20 protein-coding genes and 1 pseudogene are annotated in these 22362 nt (G+C 65.2%); 11 read left to right on the top strand and 10 right to left on the bottom strand.

All coding sequences use genetic code 11. The features are described 5' to 3' along the window. The first annotated feature begins 23 nt into the window (after nucleotides 1–23). From ACVJ19_RS19745 to ACVJ19_RS19715, 7 genes are all read left to right on the top strand, one after another. Nucleotides 24–1121 carry an NAD(P)/FAD-dependent oxidoreductase gene (locus tag ACVJ19_RS19745; RefSeq protein WP_453950674.1) on the top strand — a complete coding sequence of 366 codons (1098 nt, stop codon included), beginning with the start codon at nucleotides 24–26 and terminating at the stop codon, nucleotides 1119–1121. A gap of 253 nt (nucleotides 1122–1374) precedes the next feature. Then, nucleotides 1375–1497 (top strand): hypothetical protein, encoded by a 123-nt coding sequence (locus ACVJ19_RS19740; protein ID WP_453950673.1) that lies wholly within the window; start codon nucleotides 1375–1377, stop codon nucleotides 1495–1497. Between the two features lie 98 nt (nucleotides 1498–1595). Further along, nucleotides 1596–2471 carry a branched-chain amino acid ABC transporter permease gene (locus ACVJ19_RS19735; RefSeq protein ID WP_453950672.1) on the top strand — a complete coding sequence of 292 codons (876 nt, stop codon included), beginning with the start codon at nucleotides 1596–1598 and terminating at the stop codon, nucleotides 2469–2471. A 1-nt stretch (nucleotide 2472) separates the two neighbouring features. Beyond that, on the top strand, nucleotides 2473–3399 hold the full coding sequence (locus ACVJ19_RS19730; protein WP_453950671.1) for a branched-chain amino acid ABC transporter permease: 927 nt from the start codon (nucleotides 2473–2475) through the stop codon (nucleotides 3397–3399). After that, nucleotides 3399–4880, top strand: coding sequence for an ATP-binding cassette domain-containing protein (locus ACVJ19_RS19725; protein ID WP_453950670.1), 1482 nt, complete (start codon nucleotides 3399–3401; stop codon nucleotides 4878–4880). The genes ACVJ19_RS19730 and ACVJ19_RS19725 overlap by 1 nt, the downstream gene beginning before the upstream one ends. 39 nt (nucleotides 4881–4919) lie before the next feature. Further along, the gene (locus tag ACVJ19_RS19720; RefSeq protein WP_453950669.1) at nucleotides 4920–6158 is read left to right on the top strand and encodes an ABC transporter substrate-binding protein; all 1239 of its coding nucleotides are present in this window, start codon (nucleotides 4920–4922) and stop codon (nucleotides 6156–6158) included. Nucleotides 6159–6348: 190 nt separating this feature from the next. Continuing rightward, a complete protein-coding gene (locus ACVJ19_RS19715; protein WP_453950668.1) occupies nucleotides 6349–7659 on the top strand; it encodes an ABC transporter substrate-binding protein in 1311 nt (436 codons plus the stop codon). 179 nt (nucleotides 7660–7838) lie between these two features. Here ACVJ19_RS19715 and ACVJ19_RS19710 read toward each other — a convergent pair whose 3' ends face one another. The 9 genes and pseudogenes from ACVJ19_RS19710 to ACVJ19_RS19670 all read right to left on the bottom strand — a co-directional run bounded on the left by ACVJ19_RS19710 (nucleotide 7839) and on the right by ACVJ19_RS19670 (nucleotide 16769). Next, a complete protein-coding gene (locus ACVJ19_RS19710) occupies nucleotides 7839–9008 on the bottom strand; it encodes a Gfo/Idh/MocA family protein (protein WP_453950667.1) in 1170 nt (389 codons plus the stop codon). A 43-nt stretch (nucleotides 9009–9051) separates the two neighbouring features. Next, nucleotides 9052–9366, bottom strand: a complete 315-nt coding sequence (locus ACVJ19_RS19705) for a septal ring lytic transglycosylase RlpA family protein (RefSeq protein WP_453950666.1) — start codon at nucleotides 9364–9366, stop codon at nucleotides 9052–9054. Nucleotides 9367–9470: 104 nt separating this feature from the next. Continuing rightward, nucleotides 9471–10316, bottom strand: a complete 846-nt coding sequence (locus tag ACVJ19_RS19700) for a CmcJ/NvfI family oxidoreductase (protein ID WP_453950665.1) — start codon at nucleotides 10314–10316, stop codon at nucleotides 9471–9473. 331 nt (nucleotides 10317–10647) lie between these two features. Next, complete coding sequence (locus ACVJ19_RS19695) at nucleotides 10648–11586, bottom strand: ABC transporter substrate-binding protein (RefSeq protein ID WP_453950664.1); 939 nt, start codon at nucleotides 11584–11586, stop codon at nucleotides 10648–10650. Next, nucleotides 11583–12682 (bottom strand): annotated as a pseudogene (locus ACVJ19_RS19690) (LLM class flavin-dependent oxidoreductase). The gene ACVJ19_RS19695 and the pseudogene ACVJ19_RS19690 overlap by 4 nt, the downstream one beginning before the upstream one ends. A 29-nt stretch (nucleotides 12683–12711) precedes the next feature. After that, on the bottom strand, nucleotides 12712–13884 hold the full coding sequence (locus ACVJ19_RS19685) for an acyl-CoA dehydrogenase family protein (protein WP_453950663.1): 1173 nt from the start codon (nucleotides 13882–13884) through the stop codon (nucleotides 12712–12714). Further along, on the bottom strand, nucleotides 13878–14675 hold the full coding sequence (locus ACVJ19_RS19680) for an ABC transporter ATP-binding protein (RefSeq protein WP_453950662.1): 798 nt from the start codon (nucleotides 14673–14675) through the stop codon (nucleotides 13878–13880). The genes ACVJ19_RS19685 and ACVJ19_RS19680 overlap by 7 nt, the downstream gene beginning before the upstream one ends. Further along, entirely contained in the window at nucleotides 14669–15691 is a 1023-nt protein-coding gene (locus ACVJ19_RS19675; RefSeq protein ID WP_453950661.1) for an ABC transporter permease, read from the bottom strand. Before ACVJ19_RS19675 ends, ACVJ19_RS19680 begins: the two co-directional genes overlap by 7 nt. Beyond that, on the bottom strand, nucleotides 15669–16769 hold the full coding sequence (locus ACVJ19_RS19670) for an ABC transporter substrate-binding protein (RefSeq protein ID WP_453950660.1): 1101 nt from the start codon (nucleotides 16767–16769) through the stop codon (nucleotides 15669–15671). Before ACVJ19_RS19670 ends, ACVJ19_RS19675 begins: the two co-directional genes overlap by 23 nt. 475 nt (nucleotides 16770–17244) lie before the next feature. Here ACVJ19_RS19670 and ACVJ19_RS19665 point away from each other — a divergent pair, with 475 nt between their 5' ends. Then, entirely contained in the window at nucleotides 17245–18225 is a 981-nt protein-coding gene (locus ACVJ19_RS19665) for an ABC transporter substrate-binding protein (RefSeq protein WP_453950659.1), read from the top strand. Between the two features lie 126 nt (nucleotides 18226–18351). Here the strand turns inward: ACVJ19_RS19665 and ACVJ19_RS19660 are convergent, their stop codons facing one another. Then, nucleotides 18352–18807 (bottom strand): hypothetical protein, encoded by a 456-nt coding sequence (locus ACVJ19_RS19660; RefSeq protein ID WP_456739415.1) that lies wholly within the window; start codon nucleotides 18805–18807, stop codon nucleotides 18352–18354. Nucleotides 18808–19126: 319 nt separating this feature from the next. Here ACVJ19_RS19660 and glgC point away from each other — a divergent pair, with 319 nt between their 5' ends. The 3 genes from glgC (at nucleotide 19127) to ACVJ19_RS19645 (ending at nucleotide 22361) form a co-directional block, all read left to right on the top strand. Further along, complete coding sequence (gene glgC / locus ACVJ19_RS19655; RefSeq protein ID WP_453950658.1) at nucleotides 19127–20389, top strand: glucose-1-phosphate adenylyltransferase; 1263 nt, start codon at nucleotides 19127–19129, stop codon at nucleotides 20387–20389. Next, nucleotides 20386–21843, top strand: a complete 1458-nt coding sequence (glgA, locus tag ACVJ19_RS19650) for a glycogen synthase GlgA (RefSeq protein ID WP_453950657.1) — start codon at nucleotides 20386–20388, stop codon at nucleotides 21841–21843. The genes glgC and glgA overlap by 4 nt, the downstream gene beginning before the upstream one ends. A 257-nt stretch (nucleotides 21844–22100) precedes the next feature. Further along, entirely contained in the window at nucleotides 22101–22361 is a 261-nt protein-coding gene (locus ACVJ19_RS19645; protein ID WP_018640800.1) for a SemiSWEET transporter, read from the top strand. Nucleotide 22362: the final 1 nt, after the last annotated feature.

Raw genomic sequence — 22362 nt, 5'->3', positions numbered from 1 at the left:
TGACGCGAGTCAAGGAAGACACCATGCGCGTTGTGATCTGCGGCGGCGGCGTGATCGGGGCCTGCACGGCTTATTTCCTGCGCCGCCGCGGCATCGACGTGACCGTCGTGGAGCGAACCGAGGTCGCCGCTGCTGCCTCCGGCAAGGCCGGCGGCTTCCTGGCACGCGATTGGTGTGCCGGCACGCCGCTCGATGCGCTCGCGCGGCGCAGCTTTGCGCTTCACGCGCAACTGCCCGGCGAGATCGCGGGCGATTGGGGCTACCGGCCGATGACCGCCTATAGCGGCTTCGTTGCTTCCGACGGTACCGCGCACAGGGATGCACCATCCGCGCTTGGCTGGCTCAGCAACAGTGTCCTCGTCGCGCAGCGCATCGGCACGGCGAAGACGACTGCGATCGTCCATCCCCGCAAGTTCACGTCGGCCGTGATGGACGCCGCGCTCGCGCTCGGCGCGGAGCTTCGTCCTGGCCGCGTCACCGGCATCGTGCGCGATGGCGATCGTGCGACGGGTGTCGAGGTCGAAGGTCGCGTCGTCGCGGCTGATGCCGTCGTAATCGCGATGGGGCCGTGGTCGCTGCTCGCGGCGCAATGGATGAGCTTGCCGGCCGTCTACGGCCAGCGCAGCCCGAGCATCGTCTACGACACCGCCTCCGACGTGCCGGCCGAAGCGCTGTTCCTGGAGTATGAGGACGACGGCAGTGCGGTCTCGATCGAGGTCTTCCCGCGCGCCGATGGCAGCACACACATCACGGCCCTTTCCGACATCGCACCGCTGCCGCTCGATCCTGCCGCCGTGACGCCGGACGTTGATGCGATCGCGCGGCTGCAAAGCATGTCCGAGCGGCTGTCACCGCTGTTCCGTCCCGAAAGGATCATCGCGCGGCAGGCCTGTTTCCGTCCGGTGACGCAGGACGGCTTGCCGCTGATCGGCAAGGTCCCGTACAGCGAAGGCGTCTATGTTGCGACCGGACACAATGTCTGGGGCATCCTCAATGCACCCGCCACCGGGGAAGCGCTGGCAGAGCTGATCGCCGAAGGCGCAGCGCGCGAGATTGACCTGTCGCCCTTCGATCCCGCCCGGCTGACAGCGCTCGATCCATCGCTGCTGCAAGCACGCTGAAGCGCTCGACGACATCGCGGCTCGTCAACCGCCGATTGCTCTCAGCCTTTGATACTCACGCATGCCCGCCGACGGAATCTGCATGCCTGCGCACGATCAGTGTCTCGCGCCTCTTTTGCCTGCAATTTACCAGCGATAGACTTTAGTCCTCTCTCACAATCCTGAACGCAGTTTCACTTGCCGAGAAAGTCTCGGCCGGTATAGTCGCGACACAATGGCTCACAAGAGGCCTGTTCAAAGGGAGAAGAACAAGATGAAGAAACGACTCTCTGTTGCGATGCGTATCGCGTGCGACACGGCCGCGACCGGCGTGCCGAAGGACGTTGCGAAGGCCGGCATCCGGCTTCCGAGCCTCATCAAACCCATCACAGGCTGATCGGGACTGCTCTCCGGGCATGAGCCCGGAAGCATTCACACGCGCTCCATACAGCACCGTCCCTCAAGGAGGCAGCTCGTCTGCCCGGCTAATCATACATGCGAGCTTTCCAGATCTTGATCGATGGCTTTGCCATCAGCGCTCTCTACGCCCTCGGTGCCACCGGCTTCACGCTGATCTTCGGCGTCTCGGGCGTCCTCAACCTCTCTCACGGAGCCATCATGGTGGCGGCAGCCGTCGCCGCCTGGGCCGCCGCGAGCATCCTCGGGGTCGGCACCTATGCCGGCGCGCTGATCGGGGTCGGTGTCGCCCTCCTCACCGCGTTTGCGACCTATTTCGCGGTGGTGAAGCCGATCCAGGATTCCCGGCGCATCCCGAACGAGGAGAAGGAGATCTTCGTCCTCACGGGCACGCTGCTCTGGGGCATCATGATCCAGGAGCTGATCGCCTATTTCTTCACCAACAACGCCAAGACCGTGCTGCCGATCGTCGAGGGCGTGGTCGAGATCCTCGGCGTGCGCACCCCGCGCAACGAGTTTTTCACGGCGATCGTCTGCTGCCTCGTGATCGCGCTGCTGTGGCTGCTGGTGAACCGCACCCGCACCGGCAAGGCGGTGCTGGCGGCCTCGATGAACCCGCGCGGCGTGACGCTGCTCGGACTCGAGCTCACCAACATCTACATCGTGGTGTGGGCGATCTACGGCATCCTCGCTGGCATCGCCGGCGTGCTGCTCGGCATGTTCCTTGGCGTCAGCTCCTACAGCGTGGGACCGCTGACCGCGAGCGCGTTCTCGATCGTCGTGCTCGGCGGCCTCGGGAGTGTCTCCGGCTCGCTGATTGCGGCCTTCGTGGTCGGCTATCTCGAAACGCTGACGGCTTACCTGGTCTCGCCGGCCTACCGCACCATTCCGGCGCTCTTGCTGCTCGTGTTCGTGATGTACATCCGGCCCCAGGGCCTTCTGGGGAGGCGCTGAGATGTCGAACTTCTTCACCTCGCGATTGTTCTTCATCTCGCTGGCGCTGGTCGTGATCGCAGCGACGCTGCCGCTCTATGTCTCCGGCTATGTGCTCGGCCTGCTCACCGTCGCCTTCTATTTCGGCGTGTTCGCGATGGCCTGGGACTTGCTGTTCGGCTTCGCCGGCGAAGTGAATTTCGGGCCGACCTTCCTGATCGGCGTCGGCGCCTACACCGCCGGCATTCTCAACGCCCAGTTCGGCTGGTCGGTTTACCCTTGCATCGTCCTCGGCGCGCTCGCCTCGGTCATCGCCGGGCTCGTGCTGGCGCTGCCGGCCTTGCGCGTGCGAGGGCCATATTTCGGCCTGACCACGCTGGTCGCGGTCTTGATGCTGCAGAATTTCATCGTCGTGTTCGCCGACCTCACCGGCGGCGAGATCGGGCTCACCATCCCCGACGTCATCAGCATCGATGCCGGCACCAATTACTGGATCGCGCTCGGCTTCATGACGATCTCGGCAGCGATCCTCTACGGCCTGTCGCAATCGCCTGTTGGACTCGTGCTGCAGGCGAGCGGCCAGGATCCGGTACAGGCCGGCGCGCTCGGCTTCAACATCGTCAAGCACAAGCTCGCCGCCTTCATCGTCTCTGCGTTCTTCTCGGGGCTGTCAGGGGCGCTCCTGGTGTTCTACTTCGGCACCGCCTCGGTCGGCACCGTCGTCGATGTCGCGGTCGGCGTCAACGTGATCGTCTCAGCCGTGCTCGGCGGCCGGCGCACCGTGCTCGGCGCGGCGCTGGGCGCAATCTTCCTGATCGTCGCCGGCGAGTTCCTGCGGCCCACCGGCGAGCTCGCCACCTTCATCGTCTCGGCGGTCGCGCTTCTCGTCGTGCTGTTCTTCCCCGGCGGCTTCTTAGGGGCGGCCCTCTCGCGCGAGGCTCGCTCGTGATGGATATGAGGCTTTCAAACCGGGCCGTGCTCGAAGTCCGCGGCCTGACCAAGCGCTTCGGCGGACTGACGGCGGTGAAGAATCTCGGCTTCGAGGTCAACAGCGGCGAGATCTTTGGCCTGATCGGGCCGAACGGGTCCGGCAAGTCGACCGCGATGAAGAGCGTGATGGGGATCGAGCGCCCGACCTCGGGCGAGGTGATCTTCGAGGGCGAGGACGTCGCCGGCCTGCCCGCGCACAAGATCGCGCGCAAGGGCTTTGGCATGGTGTTTCAGCACTCGCGGCCGCTGAACCGGCAGACCGTGCTGGAGAACATCATGGTGGCGCTCTTGCCGGACAGCCTGTTCATGTTGTTTCCGGACAAGGCGCTGGTCGAGCGTGCCAAATGGATCGCCGAGCGCGTGGGCTTAGGCAACGTCATGAACCGCCGGCCGCCGACGCTGCCCTTCGCCGACCTGCGAAGGCTCGAGCTTGCGAAAGCCATCGCCCGCGACCCCAAGGTCGTGCTGGTCGACGAGCCCTTCGCCGGGCTGACACGGGCCGAGGTCGACATCTTCTCCGACCTGATCCGCAGCTTCCGCGACGACGGCCGCGCGGTCATGCTGGTCGACCACAACGTCAAGAGCGTCGCCGCCCTCGTCGACCGCGTGCTCGCGATGTATCTCGGCGAGGAGATCGTCACCGGCAAGGCCGAGGACGTCATGCGAAACGAGACCGTGCGCCGGGTCTATCTCGGCGGCGCGATCGAGACCCATGCCCGGCCCGAGACCAGCTTCAGGGATAAGGTGCCGCTGCTCCAGGTCGAGAATGTCAGCGTGTTCTATGGCAAGGCGCAGGCGCTGGAGAACGTGTCGATCCACGTCCATGAGGGCGAGTTTGTCTCCGTGGTCGGTCTGAACGGCGCGGGCAAGACCACGCTGTTCAACACCATCTCCGGCTTCCTGCCCTATAGCGGCGAGATCGTCCGTGGTGGCGACAAGCTGCGCGGCACCAGTCCGGCGAAGATCGCGCGCAGCGGCCTCGTGCAATGCCCGGAGTCGCGCGAGCTGTTCGGCGAGATGAGCGTGCGGGAAAACCTCGATCTCGGCGGCCAGCACCTTGCGGACGACAAGCGCGCCGCGCAGCTCGCCTGGCTGTTCGAGCTGTTCCCGATCCTGAAAGAGCGTCAGGGCCAGATGGCACAGACGCTATCAGGCGGCGAGCAGCAGATGCTCGCGATCGGCCGCGCGCTGATGATGCAGCCGCAGATCCTGATCCTGGACGAGCCGACGCTGGGCCTTGCCCCCGTCATCCTCGAGCAATTGTCCAAGGCGCTGACCAGGCTGCGGCAGACCACCGCGATCACTGTGCTGCTCGGCGAGCAGAACGTGACCTTCGCGCTACCGCATGCCGACCGCGTCTACGTGCTCGAACACGCCAGGATCGTCTGGGAGGGCGATCCCGGCCGCTTCGCAAGCGAAGCCGGCGCCGATTTTCTTTAAGTCCTCGACATCAACAAAAAACATAGAAAGGAAACGACCATGCGACCATCGACTTTCCTGAGCGGCAGCGTCCTCGCCTCGGCGCTGGCGCTCTGCCTTGCCGCACCCGCCTACGCGCAGTCGAACGACCCGATCAAGATCGGCGTCATCGCCGAGGTGCAGTCGATCGCGGGCGCAGCGACGCCGGGCGGCGCGCAGATCGCCGCCGACGAGATCAACGCCAGGGGCGGCATCCTCGGCCGCAAGGTCGAGATCGTCACCTATGACAACAAGAGCTCCTCGGCCGACTCCGTGCGTGCGTTCCAGCGCGCGGTGAGCGAGGACAAGGTGTCCGCGGTGATCGCGAGCTACATCTCCGAGGTCGTACTTGCGCTCGAGCCCTGGGCAGCGCGGCTGAAGATGCCGCTGATCACGCCGGGTGCGGCCTCGAACGAGATCACCAAGGCGATCCACAACGACTATGAGAAGAACAAGTACACCTTCCACGGCTATTTGACCTCGGCCGCCCAGGCCCAGCTCGTCTGCGATGCCGCCAAGGACCTGCTGGTCGACAAGCTCAAGTTCAAGACCGTCGCGATCATGAGCGAGGACGCGGCCTGGACCAAGCCGCTCGACGTCGGCTACGAGGCCTGCCTGCCCAAGGCCGGGCTGAAAGTGGTCGAGCATGTCCGCTTCTCGCCTGACACCACCGACTTCACGCCGATCTTCAACAACATCGAGGGCAAGAAGCCCGACGTGATCGTCACCGGCATCTCGCATGTCGGCGTGCAGCCGACAGTGCAGTGGAAGAACCAGCAGGTGCCGATCCCGATGTTCGGCATCAGCGCGCAGGCGCTGAGCCCGACCTTCTGGAAGGACACCAATGGCGCCGCCGACGGCGTGCCGTCGCTGGCGGTTGCCACTCCGGATGTCGCCGTGACCTCCAAGACAAAACCGTTCGCGGCCGCCTTCAAGGCCAAGTTCGGCACGCCGCCGGCCTATACCGGCTACACCGCCTATGACGAGGTCTACATCATCACCGACGCGATCAAGCGCGCCGGCTCGACCGATCCCGACAAGATGGTCGCAGAGCTCGAGAAGACCGACTACGAGGGCACGATCGGCCAGATCCAGTTCTACGGCAAGAACGACGAGTTCACCCACGGCATCAAGTCCGGCGCGGGCACGGTGACCGGCCTCGTCTTCCAGTGGCAGGACAGTAAGCAGGTCGTGGTCTGGCCGGAAAAGATCGCCGAAGGCAAGATGAAGTTTCCGAACTTCGTGAAGCTGTCGCAGTAATCGGCCCGCGCCGACATCGGGCCCATCGCTCCGCGGGGAGCGGTGGGCCATTTTTCATTGTCTTTCGCAGCTGCGTTATGCCCGCCGCCGGCGCCCATCGACCTTGGGCGATGTTGACTTTCCGCACTCGCCTCCCAATACTTCGCAAAAAACAACAACCAATCATAAGACGGTTTTGAGGGAGGATAGGATGCCGACTTCACGCAGGCAGCTGCTGAAGGGTACGGCGGCTGCCGCCGCCACACTCAGCCTCGATTGGACCCGCGCCCAGGCGCAAGCCGAGACATTGCGGATCGGCCTGATCTACGACCTCACCGGCCCGTTCGCCGCTGGCGGCTCGGTCGCCTCGTCAATTGGCGCGCAGATCGCGATCGATCTCGTCAACGAGAAAGGCGGTATCGGCGGCAAGACCAAGATTGCTCCGGTCGCCGCGGATTCCCAGAGCAAACCCGACGTTGCGATCAACGAGGCCGAACGCCTGATCAGCCAGGAGAAGATCGACATCCTCAACGGCGTCTATGCGAGCTCGCATGCGGTGCCGCTCGCGGCCAAGGTCGAGCAGCAGAAGAAGATCCTCTGGATCACGACTGCGGTCTCGACCGCCGTGTTCAAGGACAAGAACCTGCAATACGTGTTTCGCGCGCAGATCCATTCGGACCAGTATGGCCAGGCCTTCGCGAGCTTCATCGCCGAACATGCGCAGGCGAAGCTCGGCATGGACCCCAAGGACGTCAAGGTCGCGCTGATCCACGAAGACGGCCCCTACGGCGTCGGCGTCGCCGCCGCCGACGAGGCCTATGCCAAGCAGGCCGGCATCCAGGTGGTGCTGCGCGAGGGCTATTCGGCCGCCGCGCCCGACCTCTCGGTGCTGGTCACGAAAATCAAGCGTGCCAAGGCCGACGTGATCTCGCATGCCGGCTACAATCCCGACATCACCCTGTTCCTGCGCCAGGCGCGCGAGAGCGGATTGCGCTTCAAGATGCTGTTCGGGGCCGGCGCCGGCTACAGCCAGCTCGACAAGCTGCGCGCCACCTTCGGCGCCGACATCGACAATTTCTGCAACATCGATCCAGTGCCGGCGCAGCTGCTCGATCCCGCAAAGCTCACGCCAGGTATCGGCGATCTGATCAACGCGATGGTGACGCGCTACAAGGCCAAGACCGGCGCCACCGACGTGCCGCCGCACTGCTCGATGGGCTTCAATCAGACCTGGGTGCTGCTCAACAACGTGCTGCCGGTCGCCAAGGAGAAATACGGCAGCTTCGAGCCAGAGGCGATCCGCAAGGCCGCGCTCGACGTCGACATCCCCGCCGGCGGCACCATCCAGGGCTATGGCGTGAAATTCTTCCCGCCGGGCACGCCGCTCTCCGGCCAGAACGAACGCTCGACGCCGGTGGTGATGCAGAACGCCGGCGAGCACATCTCGGTGGTGTGGCCGACCAACATCAAGACGCAGGACCCTGTGTTCCCGTTGCCGAAAGGCTCGACCTACGGGACGTAGCGAGGTTTCTTCGCCTCTCCCCGCTTGCGGGGAGAGGCCGGAATTTGCGCAGCAAATTCCGGGTGAGGGGGACTCTCCGCGAACTCCTCTGTCACCGTCCCCGCGGAGACTCCCCCTCACCCCAACCCTCTCCCCGCAAGCGGGGCGAGGGAGCTCGGTCCCGTCGCGGCAACGACCTCCTACAACACCACCCTTCTCCCCTCCTCCGCCGCCCAATAGCCGGCGTAGTTCACCTTGATCGTCTCATAGGCCAGCGCGAGGTCCGACAGCGGCTGGCGTCCGGTCGCGGCGCATTCCATGAAATCCTGGATCTCCTGCAAATAGCCGCGCGTCCATTCCTCCTCGAGGCAGACATATTGCCAGCCGGTCTTGCGATCGACCTTTTCGGTGATGTAGACGCTCGCGAGCTTCTCCTCGCTGGTCTGGTAGCTCATCAGATGCGTGTTCGGCGTGATGTTGGCGAACAGCGAACCGCCGCTCGTGTAGGTCTCGATCAGATTGCGCACGCCGCCCATGATCATGTCGCCGGAGAACACGGTCGCCTTGGTGCCGTCGGAGAAGGTGGCGGTGAGCGTGCCCCAGTCCTCGACGTCGACGGGATTGGCCTTGATGTAGGCGCGCTCCTCCGGCTTGAGCACGGCGGTGACGTTGCCGACATCGCCGGTGACGCTGGCGACTTGGATGCGCTCGCCGCGTGCCCTGGCCTCGACCTGCTTGAGATAGAGCACGGCCGAAAGCGGGTGGCAGCCCATGCGGATCAGCGAGCCGCCGCCGGTCATCGCCCATTGCGCGGCATGCGCGGCGTGCGAGCCGGAATGGCTCTCCTCGCCCTTCATGAACAGGATCTTGTCCTTGGTCGCCCTGATGATCTCCGCGGTCTTGGTCACCGCCGGCGCGTAGATCCAGTCCTCGGCATACATGAAGAGCTTTCCGGTCCGCTCGATCGCGGCCCGCGTCCTGTCCATCTCCTCGATCACGCGCTCATACATCAGCGCCTTCGGCACATGCTTGCCGATCGGCCGCGTGTCGCCTTCCCGGCCGAAATAGCCCGCAAAGGGCTTTTCGCAGATCACGTGCTTGCCGGCCTGCATGCTGGCGATGATCATCTCCGCATGAAGGTTCGGCGGCGTGCAGATGTCGATGACATCGAGCTCGCCGTCCGCGATCAGCTCGGCGAAGCTCCGATAAACACGCGGGATATTGTGATGCCGGGCGAACGCGACGACCTTGTCACCGCGCGCGGCGACCGCCGCGACCTCGACGTCCACGCCATAGACGCGCCGGAACGCATACATGTGCAGCTCCGACACGAAGCCGCAGCCGACGAGTCCCACCCTGATCCCAGCCATAGCGCCCCCTTGCTTTGGGCGGCACTATAGCGCGCCCGGAGGCCTAATCCACCGAGACGCGCACCACGCCGGCGCTCATCATGCCGAGCGCGCGGGCGGCCGGCACCGAGAGATCGACGATACGGCCGCGGATGAACGGGCCGCGATCGTTGACACGGCACTGGATCGTCCGCCCGCTGTAGGACACCCTGAGCACGCTGCCAAACGGGCGGGTGCGGTGGGCGCAGGTCAATTCGCCGCCTCTGCCGGCCTTTCCATATCCGTAATAGGAGGCAAGCCCGCTTTCGGCTTTTGCAACGGACATAAATGCAAGGGATGAAGTCACGAGACCAAGCAATAGGGTCGTCTGCGCGCGCACGGCACCGCTCCCGGGTTGGCCCTACCCGGCGCTGCAAACGTCGCTTGTTCCCTCAGGTTCCGGGAACCCTGCCGGGAAATGCCCGGCAGGGCCATCACACTTTGTTACTGCCTGTGGAACACCAGCGTGCGGACCTCGATGCTTTCGCGGGGCGCCGCGTCTACAGGCGTGGTCGGATCGACGAACGCGGTATGCGGCCCGAAGCGGGTGCGGCCGTCGGTTGCGGAATCGTAGCACTTCAGCAGCAGCGCCTCGTCCGGCGTCATCTCCGGGAAATAGAACCAGCGGTGGTTCGGATTGTATTTCACCGAATAGGTCTCGCCGCGGCGGTTCGGATAGATCAGGTCGGAGGCGACGAGATCCTCTGGCGCCACGGTCGTGCCGTCGGCCATGGCCAGCGGTGAATCGCGCAAGGGGCCGCGGATCGGCCGCCACAGATTGATCACCTGCACGCGCCCCTTGAGCAGTTCCTCGGCCTCGTCGGCTAGATGCTCACGCACGCGGTTGGCACCGGAGACCGCGGTCTGATCGACATGGACGCGCGTCGCGGGCTGACGCGGGCCGCCGTCGCGGATATCTGGCGCACCTTCGACACGCTTGCGTACGGTGTGGTCGAAGATGACGACGCGGTCAGCCTTCAGCGTGGCACGCAGGAACGCCTCGACCGCGGGATAGTAGACGCTGCGGATTTCCTCGTCGTTGTAAAAATCCTTCACCTGCGTCGGGTGACGCACCAGCGCAAAGCCCTCGCGATCGAGCGAAAAGTTGTCCGCGATCAGCCGCGCATCGAAGATAGGCACCTGGTGCGGCTCCGGCAGCGACGTGCTCTTCGGCTCGCCCGGCGGCGGATCGAAGGCGTAGGTGCGCGGCTTGGCCGATGTCGGCGCGAGATAGTTCAGTTCGGCGGTGACGAAGGGAAGCGATTCGATTTTTGTTTCTTGCAGGCCCATGGCCGGTCTCCCGATGTGGTCGTCGGATTGATTTTTGACGGCGGGCGATGCAGCGCAAGGGAGGCGGTGCAAATAGCAATGAGGGTGTTGTCAGCGGTGAGGAACGAAGAAGGAAAACGTCGAGCAATGCGAGTATTATGGAAACGCCGTTCTCGTCTCACGGATGCTTGAGTGTTGGCGAAGTCTCGTGCCCCGGACGCAGCGCATCACGAAGTGGTGCGCTGCAGAGCCGGGGCCCATCCAACCGAGGCAATCCGTGTGACGTGGGTCCCGGCTCTGCGCAGCAGCGTTTCACGCTGCAGCGCGTCCGGGACACGAGTGTGTGCGTTGGCTACAACCCCGCCTTCGCGATCGCATCCGCAAACGAGCGGTCGACGATCTCGGCGGCATCGAGCTTCTGTTTGATCAGACCCCAGCGGAAATAAAGGTCGATCGTGCTCTGCTCGTCCGCGATCACGCCGTCGTCGATCGGTGTGATGCGGATCTTCGCGCGCGACAGCCAGTTCTGCGGCACGGCGGTCGGGATGTTCATCAGCCTGCCCCAGGTCGCGGCGTAGCTGTCGACATTGTTCAGCGACCACGCCCGCGCCGCGGTGAGGCGACGGATGAAGTCGGTCAGCTCGGCGCGCTTGTCCCTGATAGCCTCGGGCCGCGCCACCTGGAAGCTCAGGCCCGGTGTCAGGCCTTCGGAGGTGATGATGCGGCGCGACTTGAACAGCACCTCCTCCTGGCTGACATAGGGCTCCCAGGTCGACCACGCATCGACCGATCCTTGGGTGTAGGCGATCTTGGCGTCCGACGGTGCCAGGAACGCGATCTGTACGTCGCTCGCACTCCAGCCGTTCTTCTCCAGCGCGGCGAGGATCAGTTGATGGCCGATCGAGCCGCGGCCCGTCGCGATCTTCTTGCCGCGGAGATCGGCAAAATTCTTGATCGGCGAAGTTTCCGGCACGAGGATCGCGAGCCCCTCGCGCGTCTGCCGGATGGCGGCGATCGCCTTCACCGGCGCGCCGGAGGCAGCGGCAAAGGTGAAGGGCGCGTCCCCGACGAGACCGGTCTCGATTGCGCCGGCGCTGAGCGCTTCCAGGAGCGGCGCGGCCGCCGGAAACTCTTTCCATTCGATCTTGTAGGGGACGTCCTTGAGCACGCCGGCCGCTTCCATCACGGCCTGCGCATTGCCCTTCTGGTCCCCGACGCGCAAGGTGGTTTGCGCCGCCGCCAGCTCGAATGAACCGAACAGCAGGGCGCCGGCCAGCATGAGGCGGATCATTCCGCCGCCTCGCCGCGAACCACCTGGCGCTTGGCAACCAGCTCGCGCGTCAGCGGGATCAACTCGCGGCCGTATTCGATGGCGTCGATCAGCGGATCGAAGCCGCGGATCAGGAAATGGCTGATGCCGAGGTCGTAATAGTCACCGAAGACTTCGGCGACCTGCTCGGGAGTACCGACCAGTGCGGTGGTGTTGCTGTTGGCGCCGGTGAGCTTCGCGATCTCGGTCCAGAGCCGCTTGTCGATCCGGCTGCCCTGGTCGGCGAGCGAGAGCAGGCGCCGCGCGCCGGCGGTGGCATGGCCGTCGGCGGGCTTGCGATACCCCGTCTTGTCCTGCAGCGCAGTGGCGCGCGCCAGGATTTCCTCCGCCTTTTCCCAGGCCTGCTTTTCGGTCGGGGCGATGATCGGCCGCACCGACAGGCTGAAGCGCGGCGTCGGCCGCCCCTGCCTCACGGCTGCGTTATGGACGCGCGAGGTCACATCGCGCACCTGCGCGTAGGATTCGCCCCACAGCGCAAAGGTGTCGGCGTGCTTGCCGGCGACGTCGATCGCCGCATCCGAAGCGCCGCCGAAATAGACGCGGATGCCTGCGGGGCGATACGGCTTCACCTGCGAGAAGGCGTTCTCGACCTGGTAGTACTTGCCCTTGTAGGTGAATGGCTTGTCGCTGGTCCATTCCAGCTTGAGGATATCTAGGAACTCGGAGGTGCGGGCATAGCGCTCGTCCTTGTCGTCGAGCGTATTGCCGTCCTGCCGGAGCTCGGTGGCGTTGCCGCCGGTGATGACATGCAGGGCGACCCTGCCGCGGGAAAACTGGTCGAGCACCGCGAACTGCCGCGCCAGCAATGTCGGTGCGGTGAAACCGGGCCCTGCGCGATCAGCACGTTGAGGCGGTTGGTATGGTTCAGAACGTGCTGGGCGACCTGGAGCGCGTCCGGCGACGTCGAGTGGAACGCCAGCAGCGCCCGATCGAACCCGGCATTTTCATGCGCCTTCGCCACCGTCTCGATGTGGGTCGGGTTGAGAACCGGCCCCTCGCGCACGACGGTCTCGGACGAATTGTTGTTGCTGATGAAGCCGATGAACTCGATCGACATGATCGTCTCCCTGATTATTTCCGGAAAAGCTAGAGGCCCAATGCGGCGCGGCCGAGGCCGACGCGCGTGGCATCGTCCTGCGGCGTGTGCACGCGGCCGCACAGGACATCGCGATAGTGCCGCTCCAGCGGATTGGTGCGGGACAGGCCATGATTTCCGGTGAGCGACAGCGCGTCCTCGACGACGGCCACGGCGTTGTTGGTGACGGTCAGCTTGATCACGTTGGACTCGGCGCCGGAGAGCGCGACACCGTCGTCGAAGTCGCCGGCAAAGGACGCGATCAACCGCGCATTGACCGCGAGCCGCGCCTCGATGGCGCCGAGGATCTCCTGCGCACGGGCTAAGGTCGCCAGCGGCGCGCCGAGGCTGGCGGGCACGCGCTGTTTCAGGAACGAGATCAGCCAGTCGCGCGCGGCACGGGCAACGCCGTCATAGATCGCGGCGACGAAGACCGTGTGGACGGTCGCCTGCGTGACGTCGAGCGTACGCCACTCCGCGGGCTTGCGCACATCGACCTCGGCATCGAGCGGGATCACGACGTCATCGAAGATGACGTCGTGGCTGCCGCTGGCGCGCAGGCCGTGATGGTCCCAGGTCTCGACGATGCGCGTGCCCGGCAGGCCCGCCGGTACCAGAAATTGTCCGACCCGCGGCTCGGCTTCGTCGGTCCGCGCCCAGACCAGATACCATTTCAGGATCGGCGAGCCCGTCGAATAGATCTTGTGGCCGGTGAGGCGCCAGCCGGTTTCGGTGCGCCGCGCGATCGTCGCCGGCAGGCCGCCGCGCGACGGCGATCCGAGCTCCGGCTCGACCCGCAACGCGTTGACGAGCGCGAGGCCTTCGACGCTCTCGCGCGCGAGCTTGCGCGAATGCCGCGCCGGCCAGCTCGGGCTGCGCGCCATGACGAGATGATTGATGTAGTGCATCGACAACACCAGCGCGGTCGACGGATCGGCCTTGCCGATGATGCCGATGACGCGCGCGGTGTACCGTGCGCCCGCCCCGGCCCCGCCATGGGCTGCCGGCACCGTCAGCGACAGCAGCCCCGCCTCGGACAGATCGCGAAAATTCTCGAAGGGGAAACTGCCGGTGCGGTCATGTTCGGCCGCACGCACGGCGAAGACCTCGGCCAGCGCCTCGGCGCGCGCGATGTAATCGGGTTCGCTATGGGCCGTGCGCCCTTTGGCTACAGAAGTCACCATGTGGCATCTAATCCCAGGAGGCCGAGAATCTGGCGGCGCAAATCCGCAAGGTACGGATCGCCGCGATGGCGCGGATACGGACGGTCGACGCGGATGTCGGCCTTCACGCGCGCGGGACGATCGCTGAACACGATGACGCGGTTGGCGAGCACCAGCGCCTCCTCGGCATCGTGTGTCACCAGCAGCGTGGTAAAGCCCTTGCGCTGCCAGAGCGAGACGAGCTCGGCCTGCATGGTGATGCGGGTCAGCGAGTCCAGTTTTCCGAGCGGCTCGTCGAGGATCAGGATCTTGGGATCGTTGACCAGTGCCCGCGCCAGCGCGACGCGCTGTGCCATGCCGCCGGAGAGCTGGTGCGGATAGGCCTTGCGGAAGGACGACAGCCCGACCAGATCGAGCGCGTCATCCACGCGCTGCCGCTGGTTTTTCAAAATGCCCTGGGCCTCGAGGCCCAGGGCGACGTTGTCCCAGACCGACCGCCAGGGAAATAGGGTCGGATCCTGGAACACGACGACGCGCGAGGGATGCGGATTTCTGATGCGCTCCTCGTCCTCCCGCAGCCTGCCTGCCTTGGGCTTGTCGAGGCCGGCAACGAGCCGCAGCAAGGTCGACTTGCCGCAGCCGGACGGGCCGAGCAGCGCGACGAATTCGCCGGGCTCGACCGAGATGCTGACGTCGCTGAGAACAGGCAGTTCGGTGCCGTCGATGTCGAAGGCGTGGCTGACCTGCTCGATGTCGAGCGCGGCGCCGGCAGCGGGATGCGTGATCGCTTCGGCGAGAGCTGCGGCTACCATTTGACGGTCCCCTTCTGCCAGACCAGCAGGCGGTCGCGGATCGCAAACAACAGCGTAATCGCGCCGGAGCAGAGCAGCGACATCACGATCAGCGCCGCATACATGTTGGCGTAGGCGGCCCAGCCCTGCGCCCATTGCAGGTACCAGCCGAGACCAGCCTTGACGCCGATCATCTCGGCGACGACCAGTACGGCGAAGGACGAGCCAAGCCCCATGAACAGGCCGACGAAGACGTGCGGCAATGCCGCGGGGATCGCGACCTTCAGCACCAGGAAGGATGGCTTGGCGCCCAGCGTGCGCGCGACGTCGTAATAGGCGTTGCTGACGCTCGCGACGCCCGACCAGGTCAGCACGGTCACCGGAAAGCCCGTCGCCAGTGCGATCAGGAAGGTCGAGGCGCTCCAGCTCGAGGGAAACGTGAAGAAGGCAATCGGCAGCCAGGCGGTCGCCGGCAGTGGGCCGATGAAGCGCAGCACCGGATGCACCCAATAGCCGACGGCGCGCGACCAGCCGATCGAGACGCCGGTCAGGAAGCCGATCGTCGCACCGATCAGATAGCCGCCGAGCTGGAGCTTGACCGAGGCAAAGACGCTGTCGAACAGCTTTGGCAGATCATCGGTATAGACCTCGATGATCGACTGCGGCGGCGGGAAGAACGGCAGCGGCAGCCAGGCGAATTTCGCGGTCGCAACCTCCCACACCGTCAGGAACGCGCCGAGCGCGACCAGCCAGGGCGCACGCTTGTGCAGCGCCTTACCCGCCGAGCCGAGATAATCGGCGCCGACGGTTCCGAACAGCGCGATCGCCGCAATGACAAAGGCGGCAATGCCGAGCGAATGCGTGCGCGACCAGTCGCCGACATCCTCCCACCACAGGCAGGACAGGCCGAAGGCGATCCAGGCGACGCAGGCGAGCACGCCGACGCCGGATTCCCGGATCCAGGTCGCCAGCAGCGGCGCGCGCGAGACCCGCGGCGCGCCGGAGGCGAGGCCGTCAGACAGCGAATACGTCGACATAGATGCGCTCCGCGAATTTGGCGGTGTCGGTGCTCTGCTTGAAGACCTGCACGCTCTTCAGGTCGTCGGCATAAGCCTTGAGCTCGCGCTTGAGCACGTCGCCGACGGGATGGTGATGATGGGTGTGGTAGCGCACCATGCCCTCGATATCGGCGAGCGATGCCGTCTTCGGCGCGTAAGGCTGGAACGACTTCGCCGTCACGGACGGATTCTGCGCGGTGAACATCGCGGCATCGAGCAGCGCCTGCGTGAGGGCGCGCGCGACCTGCGGCTCTTCGCGCACCAGGCTGCCGCGCAGACCGAGGATGCAGCAGCTCTTGTCGCGATATTCGCCGTCGAGATTGGAAGCGACTTCCTTGTACTGGGTGTCCTTCAGCCAGAGATAGCCCAGCGGATCGGACGACAGGAAGGCCTGCACCTCGCCCTTCTCGACGGCAACGTTGAGCAGGTTGCCGGGATAGGCGCGCCAGTCGACATCCTTGTTCGGATCGATCCCGAGCTTGGCGAGCTGAACGGAGAAGAAGTTCTTGTCGGGGCCGCCGAGGTCGCCGACCGCGACGATCTTGCCCTTGAGGTCGGCGAGCTTGTTCACGCCGGAATCAGTCCGAGTGAGCACGCGCATGCAGCCGCCATGGGTGCCGGCGGCGATCTTGACGTCAAAGCCCTGCTCCAGCGGCTTCAGCCAGCGCAGCGCCATGCCGAGCCCGGCATCGCTCTTTCCGGTCGCGATCGCTTCGAGCAGCTGATCGGTCGAGCCGGAATAATTGATGAGCTCGATGTCGAGATTGTGCTTCTGGAAGAAGCCGTGTTCGATGGCGACCGGCACCGGGGCGAGGCACACCGCGCCGGCATTCCACGACAGCTTCAGCTTGCGCGGCGCGCCGGTGAGCGCGGGCGCGTCGGAGGCCGTGCGGCACAGCGGAAACTCCGATAAGTCGACGCCTGGCGCGATGGCGCGCGGCGCAAAGGCCTGAGCTGCACCAAAGGCGCCAAGCGGCGCGGCGAACGCCGCAGCTAACCCCGCCTGCAGCAAATGACGCCGGTCAAGGCCCGATCCGCCGCGCTTGTCGTTGTCCATCAGCCCCGCTCCTGAGTTGGCACAACTCCGCCATTCGCGCAGCGCTTCGCGCTGCGCATGTTCCGTCGGGAGCTGCGTTGAGAGAATATTCTTCGTCGGCGCTTCCAGCGCCGCGTTGATGCGATGCGCAAATCATGCGGCGCAGTCGCCGCATCGTCAATGAAATGGAATTTCGAATGTGGCGCGAAGGAAAGTCAATCTCTCCACCAGTGCGCGGAACTGCGATGAAACGATTTTCGTCGAAGCATCATCCTGCAGGGATGCGCTGCGACTCCCTCGCCGGCATTGTTCCTGCGCATCTCCGCTCGCATACGCCACGCGTTCTCGAAAGCAGCGCTGCGCTGAAACGTCCTTGCCGAACGCGTGCGCAATACGGATAGCCATTTCATTGACTGCGCACGGCGCCGTCATAGACTTGATTGTCTCGCTGCATCACTCGCTCACATGTCGTGAGCCAGGCAACAAGACAGATCACATGAGCATCAACTCCCAAGACCATTCCATCACGCGCCGGCTCGCGGCCTCGCTGCTGGCCGCCGCCATCACCCTGTCGACCGCCGCTGCATCACTCGCGGCCGACACCGTCGTGCTGCGCGTCGGCGACCAGAAAGGCGGCAACCGCTCGCTGCTGGAAATCTCCGGCTATGCGAAGGACCTGCCCTACAAGATCGAATGGTCGGAATTCCCCGCGGCGGCGCCGATCCTCGAGGCTCTCAACGCCGGCGCGCTCGATGTCGGCTACACCGGCGACCTCTCCTTCCTCTCGGTCTATGCGGCGGGCGCGCCGATCAAGGCGATCGGCGGCACGCGGTCGGATGCGAAGACGCAGGCGATCCTCGTGCGCCAGGATTCGCCGATCAAATCGGCCGCCGACCTTAGGGGCAAGCGTCTCGCCGGCACGCGCGGCGGCTGGGGCCAGTTCCTGATCGACGCGACGCTGGAGAAGGCACAGATCAAGCTGGAGGATGCGACCTTCGCGCCACTCGGCCCGGTCGATGCCAAGATCGCGCTCGTCGCAGGCTCGATCGACGCCTGGGCGGTGTGGGAGCCCTACGTCTCGTTCGCGACCTTGAAGGACAAGGCCCGCGTGATCGCCGACGGCGAAGGCCTGACGCCGACCATCACCTTCATCGTCGCCTCCGACAACGCCATCGCCACCAAGCGCGCCGCGGTGCAGGACCTGGTGCAGCGGCTGAACAAGGCGCGACTCTGGTCGCTCGAACACATTGCCGAATACGCAAGGAACACGGCCGAACTCACAAAACTGCCGGAGGACGTGCTGCTGTCGGCCTACACCGCGCAGCGCACCAGTCCGATCGTGATCGACGAGAACGTGGTGAAGGAGATCCAGGCCGCCTCGGATCGCTCGACGCGCTATGGCATCCTGCCGAAGACGCTCGACGTCGGCAAAGCCGTCGACCGCAGCTTCACCGCCGCTGCTGCGGGATCCAACTAGCGCGGAGCGGCGGGATGCACAGGCCTCGCCTCAAGGCCGGCCCGCTGCATCTCGCCGCGATCGTGCTCACGCATTTCGCCTGCATGAGCTTGATCGTGTGGCTCTCGCTTTAGCTCCACGAGGCGCTCACCAATATCCGCGGTAATAGGGCCGGTAGTAGCCGTAGCGAGGGCCATAATACGGACGATAGACCCGATAGCCATAATAGCGGGGACGCGCGTAGTAGCCGCCATAGCCGTAGCCCGGTCCATAGCCGTAACCATAATAGGCCGGCGCATAGCCATAGCCGTAGCCCGGATATCCATAGCCGCCATAATACGGTCCGCCGCCGTAGTAGCCGTAAGGCGCGCCAGCGGCGATGGCGCCGCCGATGATCGCGCCGGCCGCGAGGCCGCCGAGACCCCAGCCCCAGCCGCCACCCCAGCCGCGGCCGCGCCAATAGACCTGCGTGACATCATCGCCGACTGCCGCCTTCATGGCTCCGACATTGGTCGGCAGCGGGGCTGCTGCGGCCTGCCCGATTTGGCCGACCATGACCGCGCCCGCCAGTGAACAGGCAATTGCCGTTGTCCAGATCCTCATCGTCTTGCTCCCTGTCTGACGTTTCGCTTGGAAAAAGGATCGCAGGCCTATGATCGGGCATCGTTGCGCCAAGTCAAAGCCTCGATTTTGCGTGCGGCGCACAAGAGCGGGTGCATGCCTCAATTTTGGTCGGGGATCGCCGATATGACACCGATACAACGGCGCCGGGTCCCGGCGGCCACGGCAAAGCATTAAGCTTCCCGCGCGTTCGCAACCAACAACCATCTTCCTGATTTACTATTCGTACCGTTACTATCGGTTCCAATGGTGCGCGGCCGGGACGCAGCCCGCGACGCGCCAGAGGTGTGGGGAGGATTGCATGAGTGCCGTGGGTAATGAGCCGCTCGCGCGTCAGGCGCTGGCGTTCGTCCTGGCTGGTGGACGCGGCAGCCGGTTGCTGGAACTGACCGATCGGCGTGCCAAGCCCGCGGTCTATTTCGGCGGCAAGTCCCGCATCATCGATTTCGCGCTGTCGAACGCGGTGAATTCCGGCATCCGCCGCATCGCGGTCGCCACCCAGTACAAGGCGCACAGCCTGATCCGCCATCTCCAGATGGGCTGGAATTTCTTCCGGCCCGAGCGCAACGAAAGCTTCGACATCCTGCCCGCGAGCCAGCGCGTCTCCGAGAACATGTGGTATGTCGGCACGGCGGATGCGATTTACCAGAACATCGACATCATCGAGTCGCACGCGTGCCGCTTCATCGTCGTGCTGGCCGGCGACCACATCTACAAGATGGATTACGAGGTGATGCTGCGCCAGCACGTCGAGAGCGGCGCCGACGTCACCGTCGGCTGCCTGGAGATGCCGCGGGAGGAATCCTCCGGTTTCGGCATCATGCACATCAACGAGAACGGCTGGATCCAGCAATTCCTGGAGAAGCCGAAAGATCCGCCGCCGATGCCGGGCAAGCCGGACGTCTCGCTCGCCAGCATGGGCATCTACGTGTTCGACGCGAAATTCCTGTTCGACCAGCTCAAGCGCGACGCCGAAGACCCGAACTCGAACCACGATTTCGGCAAGGACATCATTCCCTATATCGTCAAGAACGGCCGCGCCATCGCACACCAGTTCTCGACCTCGTGCGTCCGCTCCGGCAGCCACAACGGCGCCTATTGGCGCGACGTCGGCACGGTCGACGCCTATTGGGCCGCCAATATCGACCTCACCGACGTGGTGCCCGAGCTCGACCTGTTCGACCGCGCCTGGCCGATCTGGTCCTATGCGGAGATCACGCCGCCGGCGAAGTTCGTCCACGACGAGGAGAGCCGGCGCGGCCAGGCCGTGAGCTCGCTGGTCTCGGGCGGCTGCATCATCTCCGGCGCCTCGCTGCGCCGCTCGCTGCTGTTCACCGGCGTGCGCATCAACTCCTATGCCAATGTCGAGAACGCCGTGATCATGCCCTATGTCAATGTCGGGCGCGGCGCACGCTTAAAGAACGTCGTGATCGACCGTGGCGTCGAGATCCCCGAGGGTCTCGTCATCGGCGAAGATCCCGAGTTCGATGCCAAGCGTTTCCGCACCACCGAGCAGGGCATCTCGCTGATCACCCAGCCGATGATCGACAGGCTCAATACATGACGCCTGTTCGCGTCCTCGCGGTCGCCTCTGAAGTCTACCCCATCGTCAAGACCGGCGGCCTCGCAGATGTCGCCGGCGCGCTGCCGATTGCGCTGAAGGCGCATGGCGTCGAGATGCGCACCTTGATGCCGGGCTATCCCGACGTGATGCGGCTGGCGTCCGGCGCAGAGGAGATCCGGCGCTGGCCGGATTATTTCGGCGGGCCGGGCCGGCTGCTCGCCGGCTCCCATGACGGGCTCGACCTGTTCGTGCTCGACGTGCCACATCTCTATGCGCGGCCGGGCAATCCTTACGTCACCGCTGAAGGCGTCGACTGGCCGGACAACGGCGTGCGCTTTGCCGCGCTGTCGCGCGTGGCGGCTGATATCGGCCACGGCCTCGCGCCGGCATTCGTCCCCGACATCGTACACGCCCACGACTGGCAGGCAGGGCTCGCGCCGGCCTACCTCCACTATGACAACCGTCCGCGCCCGGGCACCGTGATGACCATCCACAACATGGCCTATCAGGGCAAGTTCGGGCGCGAGCTGATCGGCGCGATCGGCCTGCCCTGGGAGTCGTCGTTCGACGTCAACGGCCTCGAATATTTCGGCGGCATCAGCTTTCTCAAGGCCGGCCTGCAATTCGCCGATCGCATCACCACGGTGTCGCCGACCTATGCCCATGAGATTCAGAGTGACGAGGGCGGCATGGGGCTCGGCGGCCTCTTGCGCGCCCGCGCGGCCGCATTGAGCGGCATCCTCAACGGCATCGACACCGAGGTGTGGAATCCGCAAACCGACGCGCACATCGCCTATCGGTTCGGCGCGGAGGACCTGACGTTCCGGGCCGCGAACAAGGCGGTGCTGCAGCAACAGTTCAATCTCGATTCCTCGGACGAAGCGCCGCTGCTCGGCGTCATCAGCCGGCTGTCCTGGCAGAAAGGGCTCGATCTCCTGCTCGAAGCCATTCCGACCATCTTGCGCGAAGGCATGCAGCTCGCGCTTCTCGGCAGCGGCGACCGCGATCTGCAGGACCGCTATCAGGCCGCCGCCCGCGCCAATCCCGGCCGGATCGGCGTCGTGATCGGCTATGACGAGATTTTGGCGCATCTGATCCAGGCCGGCTCGGACGCGCTTCTGGTGCCGTCGCGGTTCGAGCCGTGCGGCCTGACCCAGCTCTGCGCGCTGCGCTATGGCGCCGTGCCCATCGTGTCGCGCGTCGGCGGCCTCGAGGATACCATCGTCGATATCGGCGAAGCCGACAGATCGGGGCGCGATGCGACCGGCTTCAAGTTCGGCCCCGTCACCGCGGATGCCCTCGCCGGCACACTGCGCAAGGCCAACACCGCCTTCCACGACAAGCCGACCTGGCGGCGGCTGCAACGAAGCGGGCTTGCGACCGACGTCTCCTGGCGCAACCGCGCCGGCGACTATGCCGCGCTGTACCGCGGCCTCATGGCGGCCCGCGCTTGAGGCGGCAAGGCTCTCATATGTGAAAAGCCTCCCTGCGGCGCATCCTTCGAGACGCCCGCTTTGGCGGGCTCCTCAGGATGAGGACGGAGTGCGCGGCAGCAATTTCCACGGGCACTGATGCTGCTTAGCCTCATCCTGAGGAGACCGCGAAGAGGTCGTCTCGAAGGACGAGGCGCGCGCAGACTGCCTCCAAGAAGCCTTATGCGATGCGCATGGCTGAGGCATGACCGACGTCGAATCCATGCTATAGGACCGGCATGGACCCGCTATTGATCAAGCTGATCGGCTTTGCCGCCGCCACCTGCACCACGGTGGCCTACGCGCCGCAAGCCATCAAGGTGTGGAAGACCCGCTCCACCGGCGACATCTCGCTCGGCATGTTCCTGGTCATGGTGCTGGGCCTGGCGCTCTGGCTCATCTACGGCCTGCTCTCGGGCGATGGGCCCCTGATCGCCTCGAACGCCGTCACCATGCTGCTCGCCGGCGGCATCCTGGTGATGAAGCTGCGATACGGGTGAC

The organism is Bradyrhizobium sp. USDA 376 (assembly GCF_054063675.1).
Note: the sequence above shows the minus strand (reverse complement) of the source record. Positions and strands in the feature narration are given on the sequence as shown.